The following is a 21,577-nucleotide window of genomic DNA, read 5'->3' on the forward strand; positions in this document are numbered from 1 at the left end:
ACCTGATGCAGTTGCGCCGCGCACTTCCCGCCGCCATGACCGCCATAGGTGACGATCATCAAGGGTTTTCCTTTCCACTCGAGATAGCAATGGTCGATTGCGTTCTTTAAAGCGGCGGGATACCCCCAGTTATATTGGGGTGTCACGAAGACGACCCCATCCGCTTGCGCCACCTTCTCGCTCCAGGCTTTTGAATGGGGTTGCTTGTAAAGCCCAAGTGCCGGAATGCCGGGCTCGTCGTCCATCGGAAGCGACCATTCCGCGAGATCGATGATCTCGATGGCGAGATCGGTCCTTTCCTGTCTGACTTCGGAAACCCACCGTGCGATGGCAGGGCAATGACGCCGGGCCCGCACACTGCCCATAATCACCAGAACCTGCTTCGTCATTTTTGCGGCCAAGCCTCCAGATGTGTTCGCGTGGTTACCGTCCATCCTACTTCAGGCCGCTCTCTTGCCGCACACGTTCCAGCATCACGACAAAATCGCGACTGGCATCTCCGGCGCTGATCGCACTCAGCAGGCGATCGCGGACAACAGAGGCATAAGGCAGCGGAACGCCATAGTCGCCTCCAGCATCCATGAACATACTGACGTCCTTCAGACCGAGCGTCACCGGCGCGCCGGGATAGTCGTAATCGTGCTCGACCATCAGCTTGCCGTAGTTCCTGTGGACCGGAGCATTGTAGAAGCTGCCCGTCATAACCTCGAAGATCACGCGGGGGTCGGTTCCGGCTTTCTCATTGAGCGCGAACACCTCCGCCATTTGCTCGATGGTCGAATAGATCATGAAATTCAGCGACAGCTTGGCGAGATTGGCCTGTATGGGGTCATCGCCCATCCGGAAGATATGCGGTCCAAAGCACTTGAGCACCGGTTCCAGGCGATCCAGTGCGTCACGGCTTCCCGCCGCCATAACAAACAGTTCCCCCGCTTCTGCCGCGGGCGGGCGCCCGAGAACGTTGGCGCTGACATAACTCTGCCCACGCTCCGCATGACCGTCGCGCAGACGGCGCGCCTGGGCGAGGGAGACCGTGCTACAGCAGACGTGAATGGCCTTTGACGACAAACCGGCCGCAATTCCGTCCTTGCCGAACGTTGTTTCCTGGGTAGTCGCATCGTCGAACATCATGGAAAAGACGATATCGACTTCCCAGGCGACGGCGGCGGGCGTTTCCACCAGGACCGCTCCCATAGCCACGAGATCGTCTGCTTTGGCTGCTGTTCGATTGTAGACGACGAGATGATGTCCCGCATCGAGAAGGCGTCTTGCCATAGGATGGCCCATGGCGCCAAGTCCGATAAATCCGATTTTCATGATGATGTCTCTTTGCTGTGGTTGCACGAGATCCTCAGGGGGCCCGTGTCGCTTCATGTGAGATTTTAAAAAGGCGGGGCTTGGCGTGCTTCATCACGTAAGCCACATTTCGACTCATGCGCGCCAGATCATCCCTAATTCCGTCCTGTATGGACGGTCCAGATGCGGGCCTTCCCTGGCTGTTGGGAGGGCACATGCAGCAGAAAACTCGCCGGACGGCGGACCTTCATGCCCATTCCCGTGGTCAGATCTTCGGGATCGGGCATGGGGTGATGGGTATGCGGACGGAAGAGGCATACTGGCTGATTGGCCCCGGCCAGGCTTTGTGGATGCCACCTTATCTGTGCCATAAAGCCCGTTCGCACGGCGCCGTGCGCGGATGGAGCCTGTTCATCGATCAGGCACGCTCCACGATGTTATCCGCCCAGCCGTTTCTCGTGCGGGGTACGCCCCTCCTGATCGCGCAAGCCGAACGGCTATCGCATTGTGCGTCGGATCAATCCTGGAGCGATAGTCTCGCCCGTCTGGCCGAGAGTTTCTGGGATGAATTTTTATCCTTGCCCCGCGCATCGGTTTCCCTGCCGTTTCCGACGGATGGCCGCCTGCGTCGTGTGGCTGATGCGCTGAGTGAAAATCCGGCCGACACGCGCGAGCAGCAGGACTGGGCGATCGAGGCTTCCATGTCAGTGCGTTCCTTCGTCCGGCATTTCGGGGCTGAGACGGGAATGCCGTTTACGGCCTGGCGTCAGCGGCTGCGTATCCTCAATGCCCAGGAAAGACTTGCACGCGGGGAGGCGGTTACAAGCGTCGCACTTGATGTCGGTTACGAAAGTCCAGGTGCCTTCGCGGCAATATTTCGGAAGATCACGGGGCATAGTCCCGCAGCCTATATGAAAATGTGCAGGTCGAGTGACAAAGGTTCGTAAAGTTTATTTGCCCATCTCAGATCAGATCTTGGATAACCTACTGGTTACGGCACCATATCAATGGTTAGAAAGTGGCTTATATCTGCTCTTGGTAAATCATTCATACGTATTGCCTGACTTATATGAGGGCGATTACTGCCTGTCCGGTATTAATAAAAATTATCTGCAAGTGGCCATGCGCACTACAGCATGTGTGGTGACAACCTGAGACCTCATATCGGTAAAAGGATCAGGTTATCATTCTGGTTTCATCGCGCAAATGGCGTTGGCCTCGACTGACTGGGCAGCCGTGGGCGCTGATTCCAGCATGTCGTCTACAAGAGCGCAGCACTCGGCTTTTCCAGTCGCCAGAAGCGTGCGGAACGTTGGAACACGCGACAGCCCCCAAAGCATAGTTGTCACGATGGAAACCGGCAGTTTTTCCAGTCTCGCCTTGTCCTTCGGGTAAATCTCATATCCCTGGCTCCGGATCATGGCAAAGCAGGCGCGGACACCAAGAGCCAGGGTTTGGGCACGGCTCCATGAAGCGCCTCTGCCACGCTGCACGCCAGCAACGGCAACGCTTTCGAAAGCGGCACCCAGCGGAACATGACAGCGAAGCCACAGGGCCATTTGAGGCTCGTGCCGGGCTGGCAACCCCGCAGCCCTGAAAAGATGTGCCCATTCCGGGTCGTTGGTCAGCGTCTCGCGCTTTCCGACGGACATCTTGAGATGGCCGTTCGCATCGAAATCGGACTGGATAAAGGGCATGCCGATCACGGTACGTTCAGGGCCGACCGCCTGCCGGAGACGGTCCGGTTCAAACGTCATGAACATGAAATGGATTTTCCGGTCGGCAGAGCGCGTGAGCGCCGGCAGAAGCGATCTCACCTGGTAGTCTTTCACCGTAACAAGCAGGAGATCATACGGAATGTTTCCATCCAGCGTGTCGCAGATGGTCGCTGAGGCGTGCTCATGCGTCGTTGTCACGATCCCTCCATCCCGTTGCAACTGTGCAAGGCGCGCAGAATTCGGACGGGCAATGATCGTGACCTCATGCCTCGTGTTTCGCGCGAAATGAAAGGCGAAAGCGCTGCCGATCCGTCCGCCGCCCAGAATGGCGATGCGCAGTGGTGAAGACTTATTGGAAGATATGCTCATGTGCTGTGCCCCTGCGTTTCCGGGAAACAAGATCCAGCCCGAATCAGGATTGAGATCCGGACAGTATTTCCGAAAGAGGACAGACTGAATGGGATCAGATACACCGGTAAAGCCGTGAACTTACAGGGGTATAGGAACTAACAGGATGAGCAGCCTGCACGCCAGTGAGAAGGCGCTTGGTCTCTATCTTCGCAATGCACGCCAGAAACTTGATCCTGCCGTACTGGGATTCCCGGCAACCCGCCGACGAACCCCGGGCCTGCGTCGCGAGGAGGTGACGCACCGCGCGAAGCTGAGCGTGACATGGTACACTCGGCTTGAGCAGGGCCGGGGCGGCATGCCGTCGGCGGCGGCTCTGGAGCGTCTTGCTGGTGCCTTGATGCTGACCGACGCCGAACGCGAGCATCTTTTCCTTCTCGGGCTGGGGCGATCGCCCGAGGCACGTTATCGGCAGGACACGGATGTCACGCCGAGACTTCAACGCGTGCTCGACAGGCTTGATTCCAGTCCGGCGTTTATCCGCACCGCAACCTGGGACATGGTCGCATGGAACCGTGCGACCACGGAACTGATGACGGATTTTGCGCTCCTCCCGCCCGAACACCGCAATATTCTTCGGCTGATTTTTCTCGACCCGCGCAGCAGGATGCTTCATCCGGATTGGGAAAATGCTGCCCGTTTCATCGTCAGCAGTTTCAGGATGGATACGGCCCGGGCAGGTGCATCGGAGGCGGTCGAGCCTTTAGTGGCGGAGCTTTGCGCTGCCAGTCCTGAATTCCGGGCGCTGTGGCAGGACAGGACGGTTCATACGTTCGGGCATGGCGCCAAGATGTTCCATCATCCTGTTCATGGTCCCCAGGCCTTTGAGGTTTCAACCTTCGCAGTCGATGGGCGCCCGGACCTGATTCTGGTCATATACGGCGAGGTGTCATAAGGCGCTTGCATATAAGTGAGTATTCACTTACCAATTCTCCGTAAGGAGAAACCATGCCATCACGTCCATCCAGACTTTCCGCGACGGATCGTAGGCAGGCGATCCTGTCAGCGGCGGCTCCCGTTTTCGCCCGGCTTGGTCGGGAGGGTGCGACTACGAAAGAGATCGCCAGAGCGGCGGGTGTCTCCGAAGCCCTTCTTTACCGACACTTCGCCAGCAAGGAGGTGCTTTATGCAGAACTTGAGGCCCACTGCGTAGAAGCCAACGCTGTCGGCAGTCGTCTTCTCGCGGAGGCAATACCTTCGACAGCAACACTGGTCACAGGCGTGGCCCTGCTTGTCCAAGCGGTCTTCCCCGGCATCGGCGATGGGCAGTCTCACGACGATACCAAGCGGCTGGTCACGGCTAGTCTGCTGGGCGACGGACAGTTCGCAAAGGCTTTCCTCGACCGGCATGTGAAACCCTGGATCGGCGTTTTTGAACGATCTTTCCGGGCTGCGCAGGACGCAGGCGATGTCGAGGACGGTGTTGAGACCGGGAGTGCCGAGATCTGGTTCGTCCATCATCTGGCGAACACGCTGCATCTGATCAGCCTGCCCGACATCACGGTCGTTGAATACGGCGTGACACGCGCCAAGCTGATCGAAAACACGGTCCGTTTCCTGCTGCGCGGGATCGGCCTCAGAAGCACCACCATAAACCGGCATTACGATCCTGAAAAACTCAGGACAACTTTTGCATTGATGGATCAGGACACCCCATGAAACCGATCAGGACAATAGCTGTCATTGGTGCGACGGGTCGGCTTGGCGCGCCGGTCGCGACAGAACTGGCTAGACATTTCGAGGTTCGCGCCATTGTCCGCTCGCCGGACAAGGCGCGCAGGATGCTTCCAGACACTGTCGAGATCGTTCAGGCCGATCTGCGGGAGGTTCCGGGGCTGCGCTCGGCTCTCGATGGGGTAGATGCCATTTATCTCAATCTCGCGACCGAAACGGCAGACCCGAACCTTCCTTTCTATGAAGAGCGCGAGGGGGTGCGAAACCTGATGACGGCGCTACAGGGGCTGGATATCCGGTATATTGCCAAGATCGGCGCTCTTGGCGCCTATCCGCCGGCACTTGGACACATCAAACATAATGTCGTGCCCAATATCATCCGTATGGAAGGGCACAAGATCATCACGGACACCGGTATCCGTCATACCTTCTTCGCGCCGACGCATTTCATGGAATTACTGCCTTTCATGATCAGCGGACGCGCGATCCAGTGGATCGGGAATACGCGCGTCAGGATCTGGTGGATCAGCGCCGCGGATTACGCGCGATGGGTGGTCGAGGCGTTCCAGAATCCTGAGGCAATGCCGGAACACTGTCCCGTGCAGGGACCGGAGGCGATCTCCGTCAGACAGGCGCTGGAGCGGTTTGTAAAAAACTACGATCCCTCTCTCAAAATCCGCGTGGCCCCACTCTGGGTCATGCGGATGATCGGTCTTTTCAATCCGAAAATGAAATTCGTGGCGCATCTGTTTGCCTATTTCGGGGATCACGAAGATCCGTTTTGCGCCAAGGAGACCTGGGAAAAGCTGGGAAGGCCGACGACCACGCTTGAGATGTTCGCGCGGGGGCTCCGGCAAAGTCGGAATTTGCAGCAGAGCGTCAAATGAAGGGTATCGAAACGACCAGAAACGGGGAAAGAGCGATGAGCATACCTAAATGCCTGGAAGAAGGTCGGACAGGGCTGGTCGTCCCGATTGTGGATTTCAATCGCTGTGAGGGAAAAGACGCCTGTGTCGCCGTGTGCCCTTACAATGTTTTCGAGGTTCGAAAGATCGACCGTTCTGACTATCGTGAGCTCTCCTTTGTCGGAAAGATCAAAAGCCGCGTTCATGGGGGAATGGTCGCGTATACGCCTTATGCCGATCAGTGCCGTGCCTGCGGTCTCGGTGTAAAGGCCTGTCCCGAGCGCGCCATCAAACTTGTGAAAGTCTGACGCGCAGAAACAGATCGGCTGGCTCTTGAAACCGTGCTCGGCAGGCATAGTTAGCTTGATACAGAGCCACATTTTAGAGTAGTATTTACCTGTATAATCAGCGTCCTGATTACGGGCAAATTTTTCAAAGTCGATAAATATTTCTAGAGGTAGCCGGTTGTCTGCTCCTGTATCACTGAACCGGCAGGTAAATCAGGGGAACAGGAACCGGCGATTTTATTTGAGTGATTGTGACCTTGTAATTTGATGCTTGTTCATTCCAGGTGCATGTAAAATATACTTTTGGGTAATCCCTTATCTCAACGAAAATCTGACGGTGACTGCCCCATGACGCGCTTAAATGCCGCGCTGAAGGCACTTTCGGAATTGTAACCAGCCAGTTCAGCAGCGCGTCCTACACTTATTCCCTTTTTGGCAAGATGGCGTGCTGCAACCGTCATGCGCCATTTGGCCAAATAGTTCATACAGGTCTCGCCAATTGTTGCTTTGAAATGGGCCGCAAAGCTGGTCCGTGACATTCCGGCAATTCCTGCAAGACTTTGAAGCGTCCATTGGATTTGCGGAGTTTTGTGGATCGCGGATAGGACGGCGTGAAGCCGTGGATCGCGCAAAGCATATAGCCAGCCAACACCCTGAGTGCTGTTAATAATATGCAGCCGAAGTCCCTGAATCAGGAGCATTTGAGCGAGATGAGTCGCAAGGAGTTCTCCTCCTATTACCGGATGACGTAATTCAGACATCAGTTGCTCGATGGCCCATCTCATCATGTTTCCCGACGCATCAGGCCTAATGTGTATCAGGGGTGGAAGCTCACTGAGCATTTGTTCTGCATAGGGCGCTCTAAACTTGAAAAACCCGCCTACGCCGAGGACATGTCCTCCACCATTCAATACGGCAGTATGGCCGGCGGGCACGGACAGTAAAACATCGTAGGCATTTCGAGGCAAAATGGTTCTGTTCGTGTAAGTCCGAAAAGCGTGTTGGCCTGACAAGAGGACTAGATCTCCCGCCTCCAGCTGAACGGGACCATCAAGACCGTCCACCTCAACCCAGCATGTCCCTGTCTGTATGACCTGACATTTCAGACCGGGTCCTTCTGGAAATTCCAGACACCACTCTCCCTTTGCGCTCAGGCCACGAAAACCGTAGCTGTCAGGCTCAAGGAGCCGGAGAATTTCAGAAAGTGGATCCATAAAGCCCCTGTACGATTGCGACGAAAAACCGGATTATAAAACATGGATCGTACAAGAGGCATTCGCTAGAAAAAAGACCATTCTGAAACGCGATGCGAGTATTCCATGCCCAGTCATGAAGCCCTTATTCTTGGCAAGAAGCGTGGTCTGTTCGAGATCCGCGCTGTTCCGGACACCGCTCCCGGTACGGATGAAATTCTCGTTTCCGTGCGTGCCGTTGCGGTTAATCCGTTTGAACGGCTCATCCAGTCCGTGGGCGATATCATCACACCCTATATGATTTATCCGGCCATTTTGGGTTCAGATGTCGCCGGTGAAGTCATCGCGGTCGGTTCAAATATAACACGTTTCAGAGTGGGAGATCGGGTCGCAGGTTTTGCTGCCGGAGCGGAAAAGGGGCGAAGGTCTGCCGAAGGGGGATTTCAGGAGCAGGTCATTCTCTTGGAGAAAATGACGACCCCGCTTCCGGACGACCTATCCTTTGAAGCAGGAAGCGTTTTGCCTCTTGCCCTGACAACTGCTGCTTCGGGCCTGTTCCAGTCTGATTTTCTAGGCATGCGACATCCCTCCACGCAGCCTGTGTCAACGGGTCAGACGCTGATCGTATGGGGAGGTTCCACAAGCGTAGGATGCAATGCAATCCAGCTTGCGGTTGCAGCGGGCTATGATGTCATTACGACGTCATCTCTACATAATGCACCCTATCTGAAAAGTCTGGGCGCCCGTGTCGTTTATGATCGACACTGCCCATCGACACCTTCGGTCATGATTGAGGAGTTGCGTGGACGGGAGGTCTGCGGGGCTCTGACGATCGGCACCGGATCAGCCAAAGCCTGTATTGATATTCTGGGTGCCTCTAAAGGGCAGCGCTTTATCGCATTGGCAACGCCCCCTGGGTCTTTCGACGAAATTCCGGCAGGGCGTGGACGCTGGCAAAAACTAATTCCTGCCTTGATGTGGATAGTGGCCGGAAATATTTCTCTTACTCTGAGAGCCCGACGCAAAGGTGTAAAAACAAAATTCATCTGGGGTGGGAGTGCACTCCATAATGACGTCGGTCCTATGATTTACAGGGAATTCCTGCCGTCGGTGCTTGAAAGCGGGCAGTTCAGGCCCGCGCCTGAGCCAGAAATTGTCGGGCACGGCCTGGAAGTAATTCCAGAAGCACTCGAACGCCAGCGTAAGGGCGTTTCGGCCAGAAAACTGGTTGTAACCCTAGGGCCACGATAACGGCCGATTCAAAACAGAACCGACATGCAACGAACGGGCGTCTGACGAGTTCTTGCAGAGGCAAAATACAGCGTTTCATCGCGTCTCTGTTTTGAGAAAAAATTCTGTCTCGAGTGGAAAAGACCAAAACTTGGAAAACGATGCGATCGCCAAAACGCTCACAAAGTCTGGCTCTCTCCACAATCGGCGGATTGCGATTGTCGGGGGCGGGCCGGGCGGCCTGGCTTCGGCAATGCTGCTGGCCCATGCCGGTGCGGACGTGACGCTCTATGAGCGGCACGGTAAGCTCGGGGGCAGGTCTTCCGCCATTGAGGGCGAAACAGGAGCCGGGGCGTTCCGGTTCGATACCGGCCCGACCTTCTTTCTTTATCCGCAGATCCTTCGGGATATCTTCACGCGCTGCGGACTGCGGATGGAAGACACGATCACCCTGAAGAAACTTGATGAAAACTACGATCTGGTTTTTGAAAACGGCCCTTCTCTGACTGTCACGTCCGACATTGAGGTGCTGGAGCGTGAGATTGCGCGGATCGATGCGCAGGATGCCAGACAGGTCCGGGCGTTCATTGCCGATAACCGTGCCAAGTTCCGGAACTTCATTCCTGTTTTACAGCGGCCTTTCAACAGTATCCTGGATCTGTTGCGCCCTGACATGCTGCGGGCTTTTCCGAAACTGCGGCCACTCGCCTCGGTTGACCGGGATCTGAGCCGGTATTTCCGGGATCCGAGGACACGGCTCGCCTTTTCGTTTCAGAGCAAATATCTCGGCATGTCGCCTTACAGATGTCCGAGCCTTTTTACGATCCTGAGTTTCATGGAGCATGAATACGGCATCTATCATCCCGTCGGGGGCACAATGGCCGTCATGGAGGCCATGGGGCAGGCGGCGGAACGGCTTGGGGTTAAGATCCGTCTGAACACGCCCGTGCGTGAGATTCTGACCCGCAAGGGGCGCGCAACCGGTGTGCTGACCGATCAGGGGCCTGAACGGGCGGATGCCGTCGTCATCAATGCCGATTTCGGGCGGGCGATGACGAAGCTGGTTCCGGACCGCAAACGGCGCCGGTGGAAGAACACGTCCATCGAGCAGAAGAAATATTCCTGCTCGACCTTCATGATGTATCTTGGAATTGAGGGCAGTGTCCCGGACAAGGGACACCACACGATTTTCCTGTCGGAATCCTATGACCGGAACTTCGCTGAAATCGAGGCAGGGGAAATGCTGTCCGAGGAGGCGTCTCTCTACATCCAGAACGTCTGCGTGACCGATCCGGAGCAGGCGCCGGCGGGCCATTCCACGCTCTATGTCCTGATGCCGGTGGGGCATCTGCGTGACGGGGGTGTGGACTGGACGGATGAAACACGGGCGCAGGCGCGCAAACTCGTGATGGCGCGTCTGGAGAAGGCCGGTTTTGCGAATATCGAGGAGCGGATCCGCTTTGAGAAGATTCTGACGCCGGCCGACTGGGAGGAGCGTTACGACGTTCACAAGGGGGCGGTTTTCAATCTGGCGCATAATCTGGGTCAGATGCTGCACCGGCGGCCGCACAACCGTTTCGAGGATATTCAGGGCGTCTATCTGGCGGGGGGCGGAACCCATCCGGGAAGCGGGCTTCCGGTGATTTTCGAGGGTGCGCGGATCAGCAGCGACCTGGTGATCCGCGATCTTGCGCCTCGCAGGGGTTCTGCGTTTTTCAACCGGCGTTCCCGGAAAGGGGCCACCCATGTCGCGTCCTGAACACAAGTCGTCCGTCATTATCATCGGAGCCGGGCTGGGCGGACTTGCAGCGGCCTGCACGCTGGCGGCGCGTGGCTATAAAGTGACCGTGCTTGAGGTCAATGACTGGCTGGGGGGCAAGGCTGCGGAATGGCGGGAGGGCGGCTACCGCTTCGATATGGGGCCGACCATCCTGACCGTTCCGCGTGTGCTGGAGCGTGTTTTCGCCGAAGCGGGCGTTGATATGCACGAGCGGCTGGATCTGCGGCGGCTTGATCCGCAGTGGCGCTGCTTTTTCGAGGACGGGCAGACGCTTGATCTGGAAGAAAATGCGGAGCGGATGGCGCAGGTTCTGGAAAGCCTGTGTGCAGGGGATGGCGACGGGTATCGCGACCTGATGGAAACCAGCCGTCAGCTGCATGAGACGTCCGAACGGTTTTTCTTCTGGAAAAGCGTGGGCGGCATTGCGGATACGATGGATCTGCGCACGTCGTTCACGCTTGCGACGTTGCAGGATGTACTTCGGCTGCGGATGGATTCCACGTTCGCGCGGGAAATCCGCAAGCGCATCCATAATCCGCAGGCGGCGCAGATGCTGGATCATCTGACGCAGTATGTGGGCTCTGATCCATTTCAGGCACCAGCGGTACTGCTTGGTATTGCCGATATGCAGAGTCATGACGGGGTCTGGTATCCGATGGGGGGCACCCGTGCCGTTCCGGAAGCGCTGGTCCGGCTTGGCGAGGAACTCGGTGTCGAATTCAGGACGGGAATTCGGGTGCAGCGGATCCTGACGCGGGCCGGGCGCGCCTGTGGCGTTCTGACGGCGCAGGGTGATGTTCTGGAGGCAGATGCGATCGTTTCCAACATGGACAGTGTGCGCACGATGCGGGAGTTGTTGGCGCATGTTCCGACCGCAGGGTTTGAGCGGCACTGGAAGCGGCGCCGGCCAGCGTGTTCGGGTGTGGTGCTCTATCTGGGGCTGGATCGTGCCTATGATCATCTGGCGCATCATGACTTCGTCTTTTCCGACGATCCGGAAGAGGAATTCGACGCCATCTATCGCCGGGGCGTGCCTGCGCCGGACCCGACCTGCTATCTTGCGGCACCGTCACGGACCGACCCCGGGGTCGCACCGGAAGGGGGCGAGGCGCTGTATGTTCTGGTGCACACCCCTTACATCCACCGCGGTCAGAACTGGCAGGACATGTTTCCGGGATACCGGCAGGTCATTCTCGACAAGCTGAAGCGCTGTGGAGGAATGCCTGATCTGGAGGAGCGGATCAGGGTGGAACATCATCTGACGCCGCTCGATATTCAGGAACGTTATTCCACGTTACGTGGGGCAATTTATGGTCTGGCGAGCCACGGGCGTCTGAACGGGGCGTTCAAGCCTGCGAACCGCTCAGCAGATGTTCCGGGGCTTTATCTTGCAGGCGGCTCTGCGCATCCCGGAGCGGGAATGCCGATGGCGCTGATGTCGGGATGGATCGCGGCGGACTGCGCCGATCAGGACATGACGAAAGCCCGCGTCTCGTGACAGCGCCCGGGGGGCGGCATCCGCTGGTGGCCGCACTTGTGTCGCGGGGCATGCGCCGGGGGATTCAGCGCGGTTTCAATGCGGTCCGGCTGTCGGGAGATGCAGAGGCACTGCGTCATCGCGGACCTCTCGTGGTGTGTGCAAACCATCCGGGATGGTGGGATCCTGCGGTTTTTGCATGGTTGCAACATCATTTTTTCGGGCACTGTCATGGCTATGGCCCGATGGAAGCGGCGGCCTTGCGCCGATACCCGCTGCTGGAAAAGGCCGGGCTTATCCCCATTGATCCTAATGATCCGCAGTCGCTCCGGCAGTTTGTTCGTGTTGCGCGGGATGTACTGCAGCAGGGGCATGTCCTGTGGATCACGCCTCAGGGAGACTTTGCCGATTGCCGTGTGCGGCCCGTCCGGCTTCAGCCGGGGTTTGCGCATCTGGTGCGGCATATTCCTTCGGTCCGGCTTGTGCCGCTGGCGATCGAATATCCATTCTGGAACGAGAACCGGCCGGAGCTTCTGCTCAGATTTGGCGCCCCGGTGCCTGTGGGTGAGAGGGAGAGTGTGCGCTGTGTGACTATGCGCATGGAGGCCGCTCTGACGGAAACGATGGATGCGCTGGCGCGCGATGCGTGTACGCGCGATGCAGCACGCTTTACGACGTTTGTGCAGGGGCGGGCAGGGATCGGCGGCCTTTATGATATGGGGCGCAGAGCCCGGCAGTGGGGGCGGCGGGAGAATTTTCAGCCACGGCATGATCCATGACCCGAAAGCTTGAGAAACTGGCATTCGGCGCGGCTCTTCTGCCATTCGTTATGACGCTGCTGAATCTGGGCAGGTTGCGCAGGCTTCCGGACGCATCCGGACATGGGGCAATTTCCGTTCTGATTCCGGCGCGGGATGAAGAAAAAACCATTCAGGGAGCGATTGATACGGTTCTGGCCAGTCAGGGCGTGGAGCTGGAACTGATCGTGCTTGATGACCATTCGAGCGACAGGACGCTGGAGATTCTGCGGGCCTGCGATGATCCGCGTCTGCGCGTGTTACAGGCGCCCGATCTTCCGGAAGGATGGTGCGGCAAAACGCATGCCTGTGCGGTGCTCGGGGAGGCTGCGCGGTACGGGTTGATGCTGTTTGTTGATGCGGATGTGCGGCTGCAGCCCGATGCGCTGGCGCGGCTTTCCGCCCTGATGGCGGAGCAGCCTGATGTTTCGTTTCTCAGTGGTGTGCCGCGGCAGGTGACGCGGACATTTCTGGAGTGGCTGCTCCTGCCGTTTATCCATGTCCTGCTGCTGGGGTATCTGCCGATGGTACTCGATACCGGCCGGAAGCCTGCTTTCGCTGCGGCCTGCGGGCAACTCGTTCTGGTGAGACGCAAAGCCTATCAGGCCAGCGGGGGGCATGCTGCCGTCCGAAACCGGTTGCATGACGGGCTTGCCCTTGCGCGACAGTTCCGGGGGCACGGGTTTCGGACGATGCTGTTTGATGCGACGGATCTCGCCTCGTGCCGGATGTACCGCCGTGGGGCGGATGTCTGGAACGGGCTTCTGAAAAACGCGACGGAAGGCATGGCGACGCCCCGGGGGCTTCCGGTCTGGAGCGTGTTGCTCGGAGCAGCGCAGATTCTTCCCTTCGTACTGCCTGCAACCCCGGTCTCCCGGCTGGCGGCCGGGATGACGCTTCTGACACGGGGGCTGATTTCGTACCGCTTCCGGCAGGGCTGGGGCACTGTTGTACTGGCGCCCCTTGGAACAGCACTGCTGCTGCTGCTTCAGTGGCAGGCGTTGATTGGCAGATGTCTTGGCCATGCGCCGCGCTGGCGGGGGCGGTCTTATCCACGGGGGTCTGTATGATGAAATTACCTCTGATGCTGTTTTTGTTTCTGTTACCCGGTGCCGTGCAGGCTGCTGCACTGACTGTGACGGTGACGAATATTCCTGATGCGACCGGGAATATTCGCGTGGCTGTGTGTATGAAGGCGGAGTTTCTGGCACCGGATTGCGGGTATCATGCGATCGTACCGTCCCGGCCGGGGCAGGTGAGCGTAACATTTGCGGATGTCCGGCCTGGGGTTTATGCGGTTCAGTCCTTTCAGGACCGCAATGGCAACCAGAAGCTGGATCAGAATTTTCTGGGGATGCCCAAGGAGCCACTGGGCTTTTCGCGCAGTCCGCCGATGCATTTCGGACCACCCCGGTTTGCCGATGCGGCCTTTACACTTGGAAATCAGGATGCGGCGCTCTCCGTAGCCTTGAGAACGAAGTAGGGGGACCGCACAGATGACGGTGTCCGACGACGTTGTCGCCCGGCTGAAACAGCCGGCAGAGCATTGGAAGGCGGTGCCGATGACAGTTCGGTTGCGTCTGGTCAGACGGTTCCGTCGGCTTTTGCGCAGCAGGTGGCGCATGTTGTCCAGTCTGTTTCCCGCACGACCGGCAATCGAGACATGGACGGCCGAGTTGCTACCGTTGCTGGCAGCGTGCAGGTTTCTTGAGCGAAATGCAGAAAAAGTTCTGCGAGCACGCACAGCAGGAATGTGGGGGCGGCCGCTGTGGCTGCCGGGTGTGACGTCGCATGTGGAACGGCGGCCTTACGGGGCGGTTCTGATCCTTGCACCGGGGAATTACCCGCTGATGCTGCCGGGTATCCAGCTTTTGCAGGCTCTGGTGGCGGGCAATGTGGTGGCTCTGAAGCCAGCCCTAGGGGGGGAGGCGGCGGCGCGTTTGCTGGTCGATCTTCTGGCGCAGGCTGGTTTCCCCCAATCCGTATGTATGGTTCTACCAACGGATTCAGGGGCTGAGGCAGTTGCGGCGGGTTTTGATCTGATCATGCTGACGGGATCCGTGCAGACGGGGCGGCAAGTGCTTGAGGGTGCTACCAGGACACTGACGCCGACGATCATGGAGCTTTCAGGCGTAGACCCGGTGTTTGTGCTTCGGGGCGCTGATCTGGGATATGTGGCTCGTCGGCTTGCTTATGGGATCCGTTTGAATAACGGCGCGACATGTATCGCGCCGCATCGGGTTTTTGTCCGGCACGAAGACAAGGCAGAATTTCTGGCATTGCTAAGGTCCACGTTGGCACAAAAACCACCGCTCTCATGCGACAGTGCTGGCCAGGCGCGGCTCGCGGCATTGGTGGAGCAGATTGAAGCTTCGGGTGGTCGTGCGGAAACAATTGGTGGTGTGACCCTATTCACGGAGGTGGAAGGGCTAAGCGACCGTCTGGATACGGATATCTTCGTGCCATGGCTGGCGGTGACAGGTGTGTCAGACATGGAAGAGGCCCTGATGTTGGACACGGGAATGTCTTATGCGCTGGGAGCGAGTATTTTCGGACCTGTGCCTGAGGCCACACGAATGGCACGACGAATACGCTCCGGCTCAATCTGCATCAACGACCTGATCGTCCCGACTGCGGATCCGAGACTGCCTTTTGGAGGAGCGGGCGCAAGTGGCTATGGAGTGACGCGTGGGCCGGAGGGATTGTTGGCATTAACGCGACCTGTGGTGACGTCGGTCCGCAGTGATCAGGTTATAAAGGCGTCTGGCTTCATCGCCCGGGTGGCTCGCAGAGTTACGAAGTCTCGATATTTGCAATCTCTGGATGGCCGGATCTGATCCTTGTCGGCTACTGCGAGACAATCGCCTCAGACGCTCTTACGGGAGTAAGAACGGAAAGCGGACGAGGAGTTCCCAAGGTCCGCCAAGATATCGCCACAGGCGAAGGGCCGCTCCATAGGTTCTGACAGGCCTGTATGCCGGTAAGAGATTTTCCAGAAGCTCTCGGGCTTTCTGGGGAGTAACCTTGTTCTGGATGGTCAGATGGGGGTACCATCGCGCGCGATCCTGTGCCGTACGGCGTTCTGGCGGAACAAGAGCGGCAATTTCTTCCCGGACGACTTTGATCTCAGGGGAGATGATACGATAAGCCACACCCCGTCCCAGCAGAAATGGCGCCTCGATTGTGACGCGGGGCGCCTGTCGGTATCCGGTCAGATGCGTCAGGAGGGTGTCTGCATAGTCTGCAGGCAGGGCGTGGAAAAGCGTGATATGGGCAGGGACAATATTGCGGTCTTGGGGAAAGTGGCGGTCCCGCATGGACTGCGCCCAGTCCTGCATGGACTGTTCCAACTCAAGGGTCAGGATCAGGGGCGCGTCCTGTTTTTCGGACAGAGAGTGACTCACGCTTTACGCGCCCAGCCCGCTGCAGCCGGGGTGAGGGTTTCGAGAAAAGCAGATGCACTCGAGCGATACTCCTGCTGTCTTTCCCTGCTGAAACGGTGCCACGTTGCATACATGTTTTTCATGCGCATGTTGTGAGAAAACCGTGTTTCGTGCCGTGCCAGAAAGTCCCAGTAAAGAGCGTTGAAGGGGCACGCCTCGGAGCCTGTCTTTTGTCCGACGTCAAACCGGCATTTCCCGCAGTAATCCGACATGCGGTTGATATAGGCGCCTGAACCTACATACGGTTTGGACGCGATCTTCCCGCCATCCGCAAACTGGCTCATGCCAATGACGTTGGGAAGTTCAACCCATTCGAAGGCATCGAAATATACAACCAGAAACCAGTCAGAGACTTCTTGCGGATTTAGACCAGCCAGAAGGGCAAAATTGCCCAGAACCATCAGGCGCTGGATGTGATGGGCGTATGCTTCCCGTTTTGTCTGGTCGATACTCTGGGCCAGACAGTTCATGTCTGTCTGGCCCGTCCAGAAAAACTCAGGCAGGGGTCTGCGAGCGGCCAGCTCATTCCGGGATGCAAACCGGGGCATGTCGCGCCAGTACATTCCGCGCATATATTCGCGCCAGCCAATGATCTGGCGAATGAAACCTTCGACCGAATTGATGGGGGCGTCGCCCTGCTCGTAGGCCTCGGCTGCTGCTGTGCAGACCTCGAGCGGAGTCAGTAACCCCGTGTTGAGACAAAGGGAGAGGCTGCTATGATAAAGATAGTCCTGCCCCGTCATCATGGCATCCTGGTAGCGCCCAAAGTCGGGGAGGGATGTTCCAACAAATGCTTCAAGTGCCTTCAGGGCCTGAAGCCGTGTAACAGGAAGTGCGAAAGGCTCCAGCTCTCCGAAATGCTCACCGAAGCGATGCTGCACGAGTTTCAGGACATCTGTGGTCGTATCATCGGGATTGAAACGCTCTGGAGAAGGATAATTCAGGCGGCAGGCAGGTTTTTCGCGGTTGTCATGATCGAAATTCCATTGACCGCCCGCCGGTGTGCCGTCAGCATTCATCAACAGACCGGTTTTCAGGCGCATCTCGCGATAGAAATACTCCATGCGTAGCGCTCTGCGGCCTTTGGCCCAATGCTCGAATTCGTCCCGCGAGCAGATGAACCGGTCATCCTCAAGAATGTCGCAGGGAATGCCAGCTTTTTTACCCCATTCCTGCTGGAGTTGACAGACACGATATTCAGAGCCTGTGACTGTCCGGATACGCGTGGCACGGTGCCTTTTCGCTGCACGCACAACCTCGCCTGTGAAACCGTGCGTATTTTCCGGCGCGTCGAGTGTGACATAATCGACCGTCCAGCCCTTTGCTCGCAGATCATCGGCAAAGTGACGCATGGCGGAAAATATGAACGCGATCTTTTTCTTATGGTGCCGGACATAGGTCGCTTCGTCCCAGACTTCCATGAGGAGCACCACGGACGTCTTTCGGTCCACATTCTGCAGACTGGCAAGAGAGGACGAAAGCTGGTCTCCCAGAACAGGGATCAGCAATGTCACCCCCGGGCCTCGACGTTATTGCGTGCGGCCGAACCAAGAAGAGCAATCAGTGCTGTCGCGACCAGAAGCTGGAACGGCCGCAGGCGTAGAAAAAACCGGGGAAGCCGGTCCTGACGGGCCAGGAAAACGTCTCCACCAAGCGTCAGAAGCATTCCGGCTGGCGCAATCCGCCATGCTGTGCGCGAGGGCAGAAGCGCAAGCCCCAGCCCTCCGAAATGCATGCTCAGGAAAATCAGCGGATCAGACAGACGCGGCCCTTCCGGGTTGTAAAAACTCGCCCCACGATGGACGCCAGCAAAAAAACAGAAAAGACCTGCAACCCAGATCCGGGCCAGACGGAAAACGAAAGACCGGATCTTCCCGGATGTGAGGCGGCTACAGAGCAGGAGGACGGCCAGCATCAGGATGGCCAGCCATCCCAGCAGGCCGCCTTCAAGGGGTACATGGTCCGCCTGAGCTTCCTCGCCGTGGTATATTCGGGGAGTCATGCTTCGTCGCCTTCGGTCTTCTTGCGAGGCGATGATTTTCCGAGAGTGCCACAGAGCATGCCGACGACCATCGACAGGTAGATGACCGCCATATCCGAACGGGAGAAGACGAGTTCCCAGCCTGGAGTGAAACGTTTTGGAGTGGCTTTGTAGTCCACCACACAGGATACGGGACCAAGAGCCGCCGTTAAGAGCAGTGTGCGCATCACCGTCGGATTGCGACCGAGGGCCCTGTCATAGAACCAGGCCCAGAAAAATACGGCAGATGTATTGGTTGCGATGCCGGCGAGGGAATGGGAGACATCCAGTCTCCCGATTTTGGCGGCGTCATCGCCGTGCAGCCAGTGTGCGGTACAGTTCACGCCCGGTCCATAAGAGCCTGTCCTGATCCGACTGAGGATCAAGGCAGCCGAGGAGGAAGCAAGCGCGCCCCCGAGCGTAATCTTCCAGAGACGTGAAATCATGATCTTCCTGTTTCCCTCGGCCCAGCCAACTTATCAGTCAGCTTGAATGCAAAGTCTGTTCGGCAGGTCACCAACGCGTGACTCTGTCTCCGGATTGTTTCGGGCAGGAAGAATTCACGTTGGAAAATCTGGTCCCATCCTTATAGGAAAGCCCTGATAAAGGCTTCCAGATCGTCGGCTTCTTCTGCGGGTTTGTCGCGTCGAATACGGGCTACACGGGGGAACCGGAGCGCGACGCCGCTCTTGTGCCGCTTGGAATACTGAGCCGCGTCAAAGGCAATTTCCAGCACAAGCCCCTGTGCGACTTCCCGGACTGGTCCGAAACGTTTCGTGGTATGATCGCGGACCCATTTGTCCAGAAACTTCAGTTCCTCATCCGTAAAGCCTGAATAGGCTTTGCCGATGGGAACAAGCTCGCGTTTTCCTTCGACTGTGCGCCACAGGCCAAACGTATAGTCGGAATAAAAGCTGCTTCTTTTGCCGTGACCACGTTGGGCATACATAACGACGGCATCGACAGTCAGGGGTTCACGTTTCCATTTCCACCAGGGTCCCCGTGGACGGCCGGGCACATACGGGCTGTCGGCCTTTTTCAGCATCAGTCCTTCAATACCTTCGCTCCGGGCATTCTCGCGGAGCGTGGCCAGATCTTCAAAGTTGCGGAACGAGATGAGCTCTGAGAGAACCATACGGGGCGGCTCCAGACGCGCGTACCAGCTTTCCAGCCGCTGCCTCCGGATATCGAGGGGCAGGGACCGAAGGTCTTCGCCATCTTCAAACAGGATATCGTACAGCCGGATACCGGCTGGCATGTCCCTGAGCATGGAAGCGGTCGGCGATTTCCTGTTCAGGCGCTGCTGGAGATCCGCGAACGGTGCGACGACACCATCTTGGACGACCAGAAGCTCTCCATCCAGAACGACACGACTTCCCAGATCCTGAAGGATAGCCAGTATGTCCGGAAATGCCTTGCCGATATCCTCCGCTGTGCGGGTGTAAACCCGCTCTCCTTGAGGAGTAGAAACGAGTTGGACCCGGATGCCATCCCATTTCCATTCCGCACGCCATTCGGCAGGATCGAAAGCGGTCAGATCAACATTTTCCAGAGGTTGGGCCAGCATGGGAGGCCGGAAGACAGGAGCATCTTTCGCATCCGGTTTTGGCCCTTTTCCTTCGACCCAGGCGAAAAGCTCCTTATAGGGTGCCTTAAGGCCATGCCAGACTTCTTCAATGTCATCAGCGGCGACAGAAGCCATCTCGGCAAGAGCCGTTTTTGCCAGACGAGCCGATGCGCCTACCCGGAGTGAGCCGGTGATAAGTTTGAGAAGGGCATAGCGCGAGGTTGTATCGCACGCATCCAGCCACTGTCTGACAACGTCCGGAACATCTGTCTTGGGAAGGCGCTCCAGTGTGTGAACAACCTCTGCCAGCCCGGGAGGAGCCGGAATATCGTGCTCCGTGCGCTCCGGCTTCCAGATCAATGAAACTGTTTCTGCGAGGTCTCCGACATAATCGTAAGACCAGGCAAACAGTTCGGGATCGGTACGCTCCATGGCCAGCGCCCTGAGCATAGCTGGTTTGGCCGCGGTAAAAGACAGACTTCCCGCCATTGCGGCCAGTGCGTATCCCCGATCCGGATCCGGGGCCATGGAAAAATACTCCCTGAGGAGGGTAAGTTTCATGTTTCGCGAAGGTGTAAAGGCCAGACGTTCCAGAAGCGTGGCGAACTCGATCATATGCTGGCATCCTGACCGGCAGCTTCCTGTTCAGCGGCTTCCTCATCGTCTTCATAGCCAATCAGCCGAAGGGCCCGGCCGCGAATCTGCTTCCGGCTTAATGCGTGGATCAGAGCATCTTCGCGCCCGTGCGTGACCCAGATTTCCTTCGCTCCCGTGGCCTGGCACGTCTCCAGCAGGGCGTCCCAGTCGGCGTGATCGCTGATGACAACAGGCAACTCGACCCCACGCGCCTTTGCCCGCTGTCGGACATGCATCCAGCCGGAGGCCAGACACACGACCGGCTCTGGCAGGCGACGCGCCCATCGGTCGGCAATTGCGGAAGGTGGCGCCAGAACAATGCCTCCGCGCATTTCGCCTTTTTTGGCTGCTGTTGCAGAGCGCAGTTCCCCCAGCGGAATGCCGAAACTTTCGTAAAGACTGCACATCGGCAGAAGAGTACCATGGAGCCAGAGCGGCGCGTGATAGCCGCTCTCTCGAAGCAAAGCGATCAGGCGTTGACATTTACCAAGGGCATAACAGCCCACGACATGCGTGCGCTCCGGGAACAGGCGCACGTCATGCAGCAGTTTGGCGATCTCGTGAGCGGGATCGGGTAACCGGAAGACGGGAAGACCAAAGGTCGCCTCCGTCACGAACAGATCGCAGGGAACCACCTCAAACGGAACGCATGTCGGGTCAGGCGCGCGCTTGTAATCGCCACTGACGACGGCGCGTTCCCCACGGTACTCCATAACGATCTGCGCGCTTCCCAGAACATGTCCGGCAGGCGCAAGCCAGAGCTTTATATCTCCAATGGAGACGACTTCCCCATAAGCCAGTCCTTGCTGAGTCTGGCCCGCCCGGTCTTCGCCCATCCGAAGACGCATGATCGCCAGTGTTTCAGGCGTGGCGGTGACATGCCTGTGGCCGGGTCGGGCATGATCGGAATGGCCGTGAGTGATGACGGCGTGGGCTACTGGCTGAAGAGGGTCAATGTAAAAGTCGCCAGGCGCGCAGAAAAGACCTTCCGGTTTCAATTCAAGCCAGTCCACCCGGTTTTCTCCATGTCTTGTCCGGCCAGCAGAACCCGCGAAACGCGTGTGCGTTCCTTAACGCCAATGAGCAAACATCTTCCCGAACCTTTTCAGAGCTGGTTTTCGCAACAGGGATGGTCTCCCCGACCTC

General features: G+C 57.8%; 22 protein-coding genes. 12 read left to right on the plus strand and 10 right to left on the minus strand.

Going from position 1 to position 21,577, the window contains the following annotated elements; genetic code table 11:
- Together JK213_RS10200 and JK213_RS10205 are read right to left on the minus strand one after the other, a co-directional pair.
- The coding region (locus JK213_RS10200) for an NADPH-dependent FMN reductase (RefSeq protein ID WP_211571381.1) at nucleotides 1–389 on the minus strand (389 nt) is incomplete at its 3' end.
- Between the two features lie 46 nt (nucleotides 390–435).
- Complete coding sequence (locus JK213_RS10205; RefSeq protein ID WP_211571382.1) at nucleotides 436–1,317, minus strand: NAD(P)-dependent oxidoreductase; 882 nt, start codon at nucleotides 1,315–1,317, stop codon at nucleotides 436–438.
- A 194-nt stretch (nucleotides 1,318–1,511) separates the two neighbouring features.
- Between JK213_RS10205 and JK213_RS10210 the strand changes: the two genes are divergently transcribed.
- On the plus strand, nucleotides 1,512–2,243 hold the full coding sequence (locus JK213_RS10210) for a helix-turn-helix domain-containing protein (RefSeq protein WP_249200526.1): 732 nt from the start codon (nucleotides 1,512–1,514) through the stop codon (nucleotides 2,241–2,243).
- Nucleotides 2,244–2,480: 237 nt separating this feature from the next.
- Here the strand turns inward: JK213_RS10210 and JK213_RS10215 are convergent, their stop codons facing one another.
- Nucleotides 2,481–3,383 (minus strand): ketopantoate reductase family protein, encoded by a 903-nt coding sequence (locus JK213_RS10215; protein ID WP_211571384.1) that lies wholly within the window; start codon nucleotides 3,381–3,383, stop codon nucleotides 2,481–2,483.
- A 145-nt stretch (nucleotides 3,384–3,528) separates the two neighbouring features.
- On the opposite strand from JK213_RS10215, the gene JK213_RS10220 reads away from it, so the two are divergent.
- The 4 genes from JK213_RS10220 to JK213_RS10235 are packed head-to-tail and all read left to right on the plus strand — an operon-like array spanning nucleotide 3,529 to nucleotide 6,309.
- Nucleotides 3,529–4,317 carry a helix-turn-helix transcriptional regulator gene (locus tag JK213_RS10220; protein WP_211571385.1) on the plus strand — a complete coding sequence of 263 codons (789 nt, stop codon included), beginning with the start codon at nucleotides 3,529–3,531 and terminating at the stop codon, nucleotides 4,315–4,317.
- A 53-nt stretch (nucleotides 4,318–4,370) separates the two neighbouring features.
- Nucleotides 4,371–5,081, plus strand: coding sequence for a TetR/AcrR family transcriptional regulator (locus JK213_RS10225; protein WP_211571386.1), 711 nt, complete (start codon nucleotides 4,371–4,373; stop codon nucleotides 5,079–5,081).
- Nucleotides 5,078–5,983, plus strand: a complete 906-nt coding sequence (locus JK213_RS10230; RefSeq protein ID WP_211571387.1) for an SDR family oxidoreductase — start codon at nucleotides 5,078–5,080, stop codon at nucleotides 5,981–5,983. Before JK213_RS10225 ends, JK213_RS10230 begins: the two co-directional genes overlap by 4 nt.
- A 35-nt stretch (nucleotides 5,984–6,018) precedes the next feature.
- A complete protein-coding gene (locus JK213_RS10235) occupies nucleotides 6,019–6,309 on the plus strand; it encodes a ferredoxin family protein (protein WP_211571388.1) in 291 nt (96 codons plus the stop codon).
- Nucleotides 6,310–6,608: 299 nt separating this feature from the next.
- Here JK213_RS10235 and JK213_RS10240 read toward each other — a convergent pair whose 3' ends face one another.
- Entirely contained in the window at nucleotides 6,609–7,502 is an 894-nt protein-coding gene (locus tag JK213_RS10240; protein WP_249200528.1) for an AraC family transcriptional regulator, read from the minus strand.
- A 105-nt stretch (nucleotides 7,503–7,607) separates the two neighbouring features.
- On the opposite strand from JK213_RS10240, the gene JK213_RS10245 reads away from it, so the two are divergent.
- The 7 genes from JK213_RS10245 (at nucleotide 7,608) to JK213_RS10275 (ending at nucleotide 15,602) form a co-directional block, all read left to right on the plus strand.
- Nucleotides 7,608–8,732 carry a zinc-binding alcohol dehydrogenase family protein gene (locus tag JK213_RS10245; RefSeq protein ID WP_211571389.1) on the plus strand — a complete coding sequence of 375 codons (1,125 nt, stop codon included), beginning with the start codon at nucleotides 7,608–7,610 and terminating at the stop codon, nucleotides 8,730–8,732.
- A gap of 130 nt (nucleotides 8,733–8,862) precedes the next feature.
- The gene (locus tag JK213_RS10250) at nucleotides 8,863–10,470 is read left to right on the plus strand and encodes an NAD(P)/FAD-dependent oxidoreductase (protein WP_211571390.1); all 1,608 of its coding nucleotides are present in this window, start codon (nucleotides 8,863–8,865) and stop codon (nucleotides 10,468–10,470) included.
- Entirely contained in the window at nucleotides 10,457–11,989 is a 1,533-nt protein-coding gene (locus JK213_RS10255) for an NAD(P)/FAD-dependent oxidoreductase (RefSeq protein ID WP_211571391.1), read from the plus strand. Before JK213_RS10250 ends, JK213_RS10255 begins: the two co-directional genes overlap by 14 nt.
- Entirely contained in the window at nucleotides 11,986–12,747 is a 762-nt protein-coding gene (locus tag JK213_RS10260) for a lysophospholipid acyltransferase family protein (protein ID WP_349291795.1), read from the plus strand. The genes JK213_RS10255 and JK213_RS10260 overlap by 4 nt, the downstream gene beginning before the upstream one ends.
- Nucleotides 12,744–13,835, plus strand: coding sequence for a glycosyltransferase (locus tag JK213_RS10265; RefSeq protein ID WP_211571392.1), 1,092 nt, complete (start codon nucleotides 12,744–12,746; stop codon nucleotides 13,833–13,835). Before JK213_RS10260 ends, JK213_RS10265 begins: the two co-directional genes overlap by 4 nt.
- 14 nt (nucleotides 13,836–13,849) lie before the next feature.
- Nucleotides 13,850–14,248 (plus strand): DUF2141 domain-containing protein, encoded by a 399-nt coding sequence (locus tag JK213_RS10270; protein WP_249200530.1) that lies wholly within the window; start codon nucleotides 13,850–13,852, stop codon nucleotides 14,246–14,248.
- Nucleotides 14,249–14,261: 13 nt separating this feature from the next.
- The gene (locus tag JK213_RS10275; protein ID WP_211571394.1) at nucleotides 14,262–15,602 is read left to right on the plus strand and encodes an aldehyde dehydrogenase family protein; all 1,341 of its coding nucleotides are present in this window, start codon (nucleotides 14,262–14,264) and stop codon (nucleotides 15,600–15,602) included.
- Between the two features lie 39 nt (nucleotides 15,603–15,641).
- On the opposite strand, the gene JK213_RS10280 is transcribed toward JK213_RS10275, so the two are convergent.
- The 6 genes from JK213_RS10280 to JK213_RS10305 all read right to left on the minus strand — a co-directional run bounded on the left by JK213_RS10280 (nucleotide 15,642) and on the right by JK213_RS10305 (nucleotide 21,444).
- Nucleotides 15,642–16,169, minus strand: coding sequence for a 2'-5' RNA ligase family protein (locus JK213_RS10280; RefSeq protein ID WP_211571395.1), 528 nt, complete (start codon nucleotides 16,167–16,169; stop codon nucleotides 15,642–15,644).
- A complete protein-coding gene (locus JK213_RS10285) occupies nucleotides 16,166–17,722 on the minus strand; it encodes a cryptochrome/photolyase family protein (protein WP_211571396.1) in 1,557 nt (518 codons plus the stop codon). The genes JK213_RS10280 and JK213_RS10285 overlap by 4 nt, the downstream gene beginning before the upstream one ends.
- Nucleotides 17,719–18,210, minus strand: coding sequence for a hypothetical protein (locus tag JK213_RS10290; protein WP_211571397.1), 492 nt, complete (start codon nucleotides 18,208–18,210; stop codon nucleotides 17,719–17,721). Before JK213_RS10290 ends, JK213_RS10285 begins: the two co-directional genes overlap by 4 nt.
- A complete protein-coding gene (locus tag JK213_RS10295) occupies nucleotides 18,207–18,674 on the minus strand; it encodes a hypothetical protein (protein ID WP_231865306.1) in 468 nt (155 codons plus the stop codon). The genes JK213_RS10290 and JK213_RS10295 overlap by 4 nt, the downstream gene beginning before the upstream one ends.
- Nucleotides 18,675–18,814: 140 nt before the next feature.
- Nucleotides 18,815–20,410: a cisplatin damage response ATP-dependent DNA ligase gene (locus JK213_RS10300; RefSeq protein ID WP_211571398.1), complete on the minus strand. Its 1,596-nt coding sequence runs from the start codon at nucleotides 20,408–20,410 to the stop codon at nucleotides 18,815–18,817.
- Nucleotides 20,407–21,444, minus strand: a complete 1,038-nt coding sequence (locus JK213_RS10305; RefSeq protein ID WP_211571399.1) for a ligase-associated DNA damage response exonuclease — start codon at nucleotides 21,442–21,444, stop codon at nucleotides 20,407–20,409. The genes JK213_RS10300 and JK213_RS10305 overlap by 4 nt, the downstream gene beginning before the upstream one ends.
- Nucleotides 21,445–21,577 lie beyond the last annotated feature (133 nt).

Source organism: Gluconobacter sp. Dm-44 (genome assembly GCF_018256175.1).
Lineage (GTDB): Bacteria > Pseudomonadota > Alphaproteobacteria > Acetobacterales > Acetobacteraceae > Gluconobacter > Gluconobacter cadivus.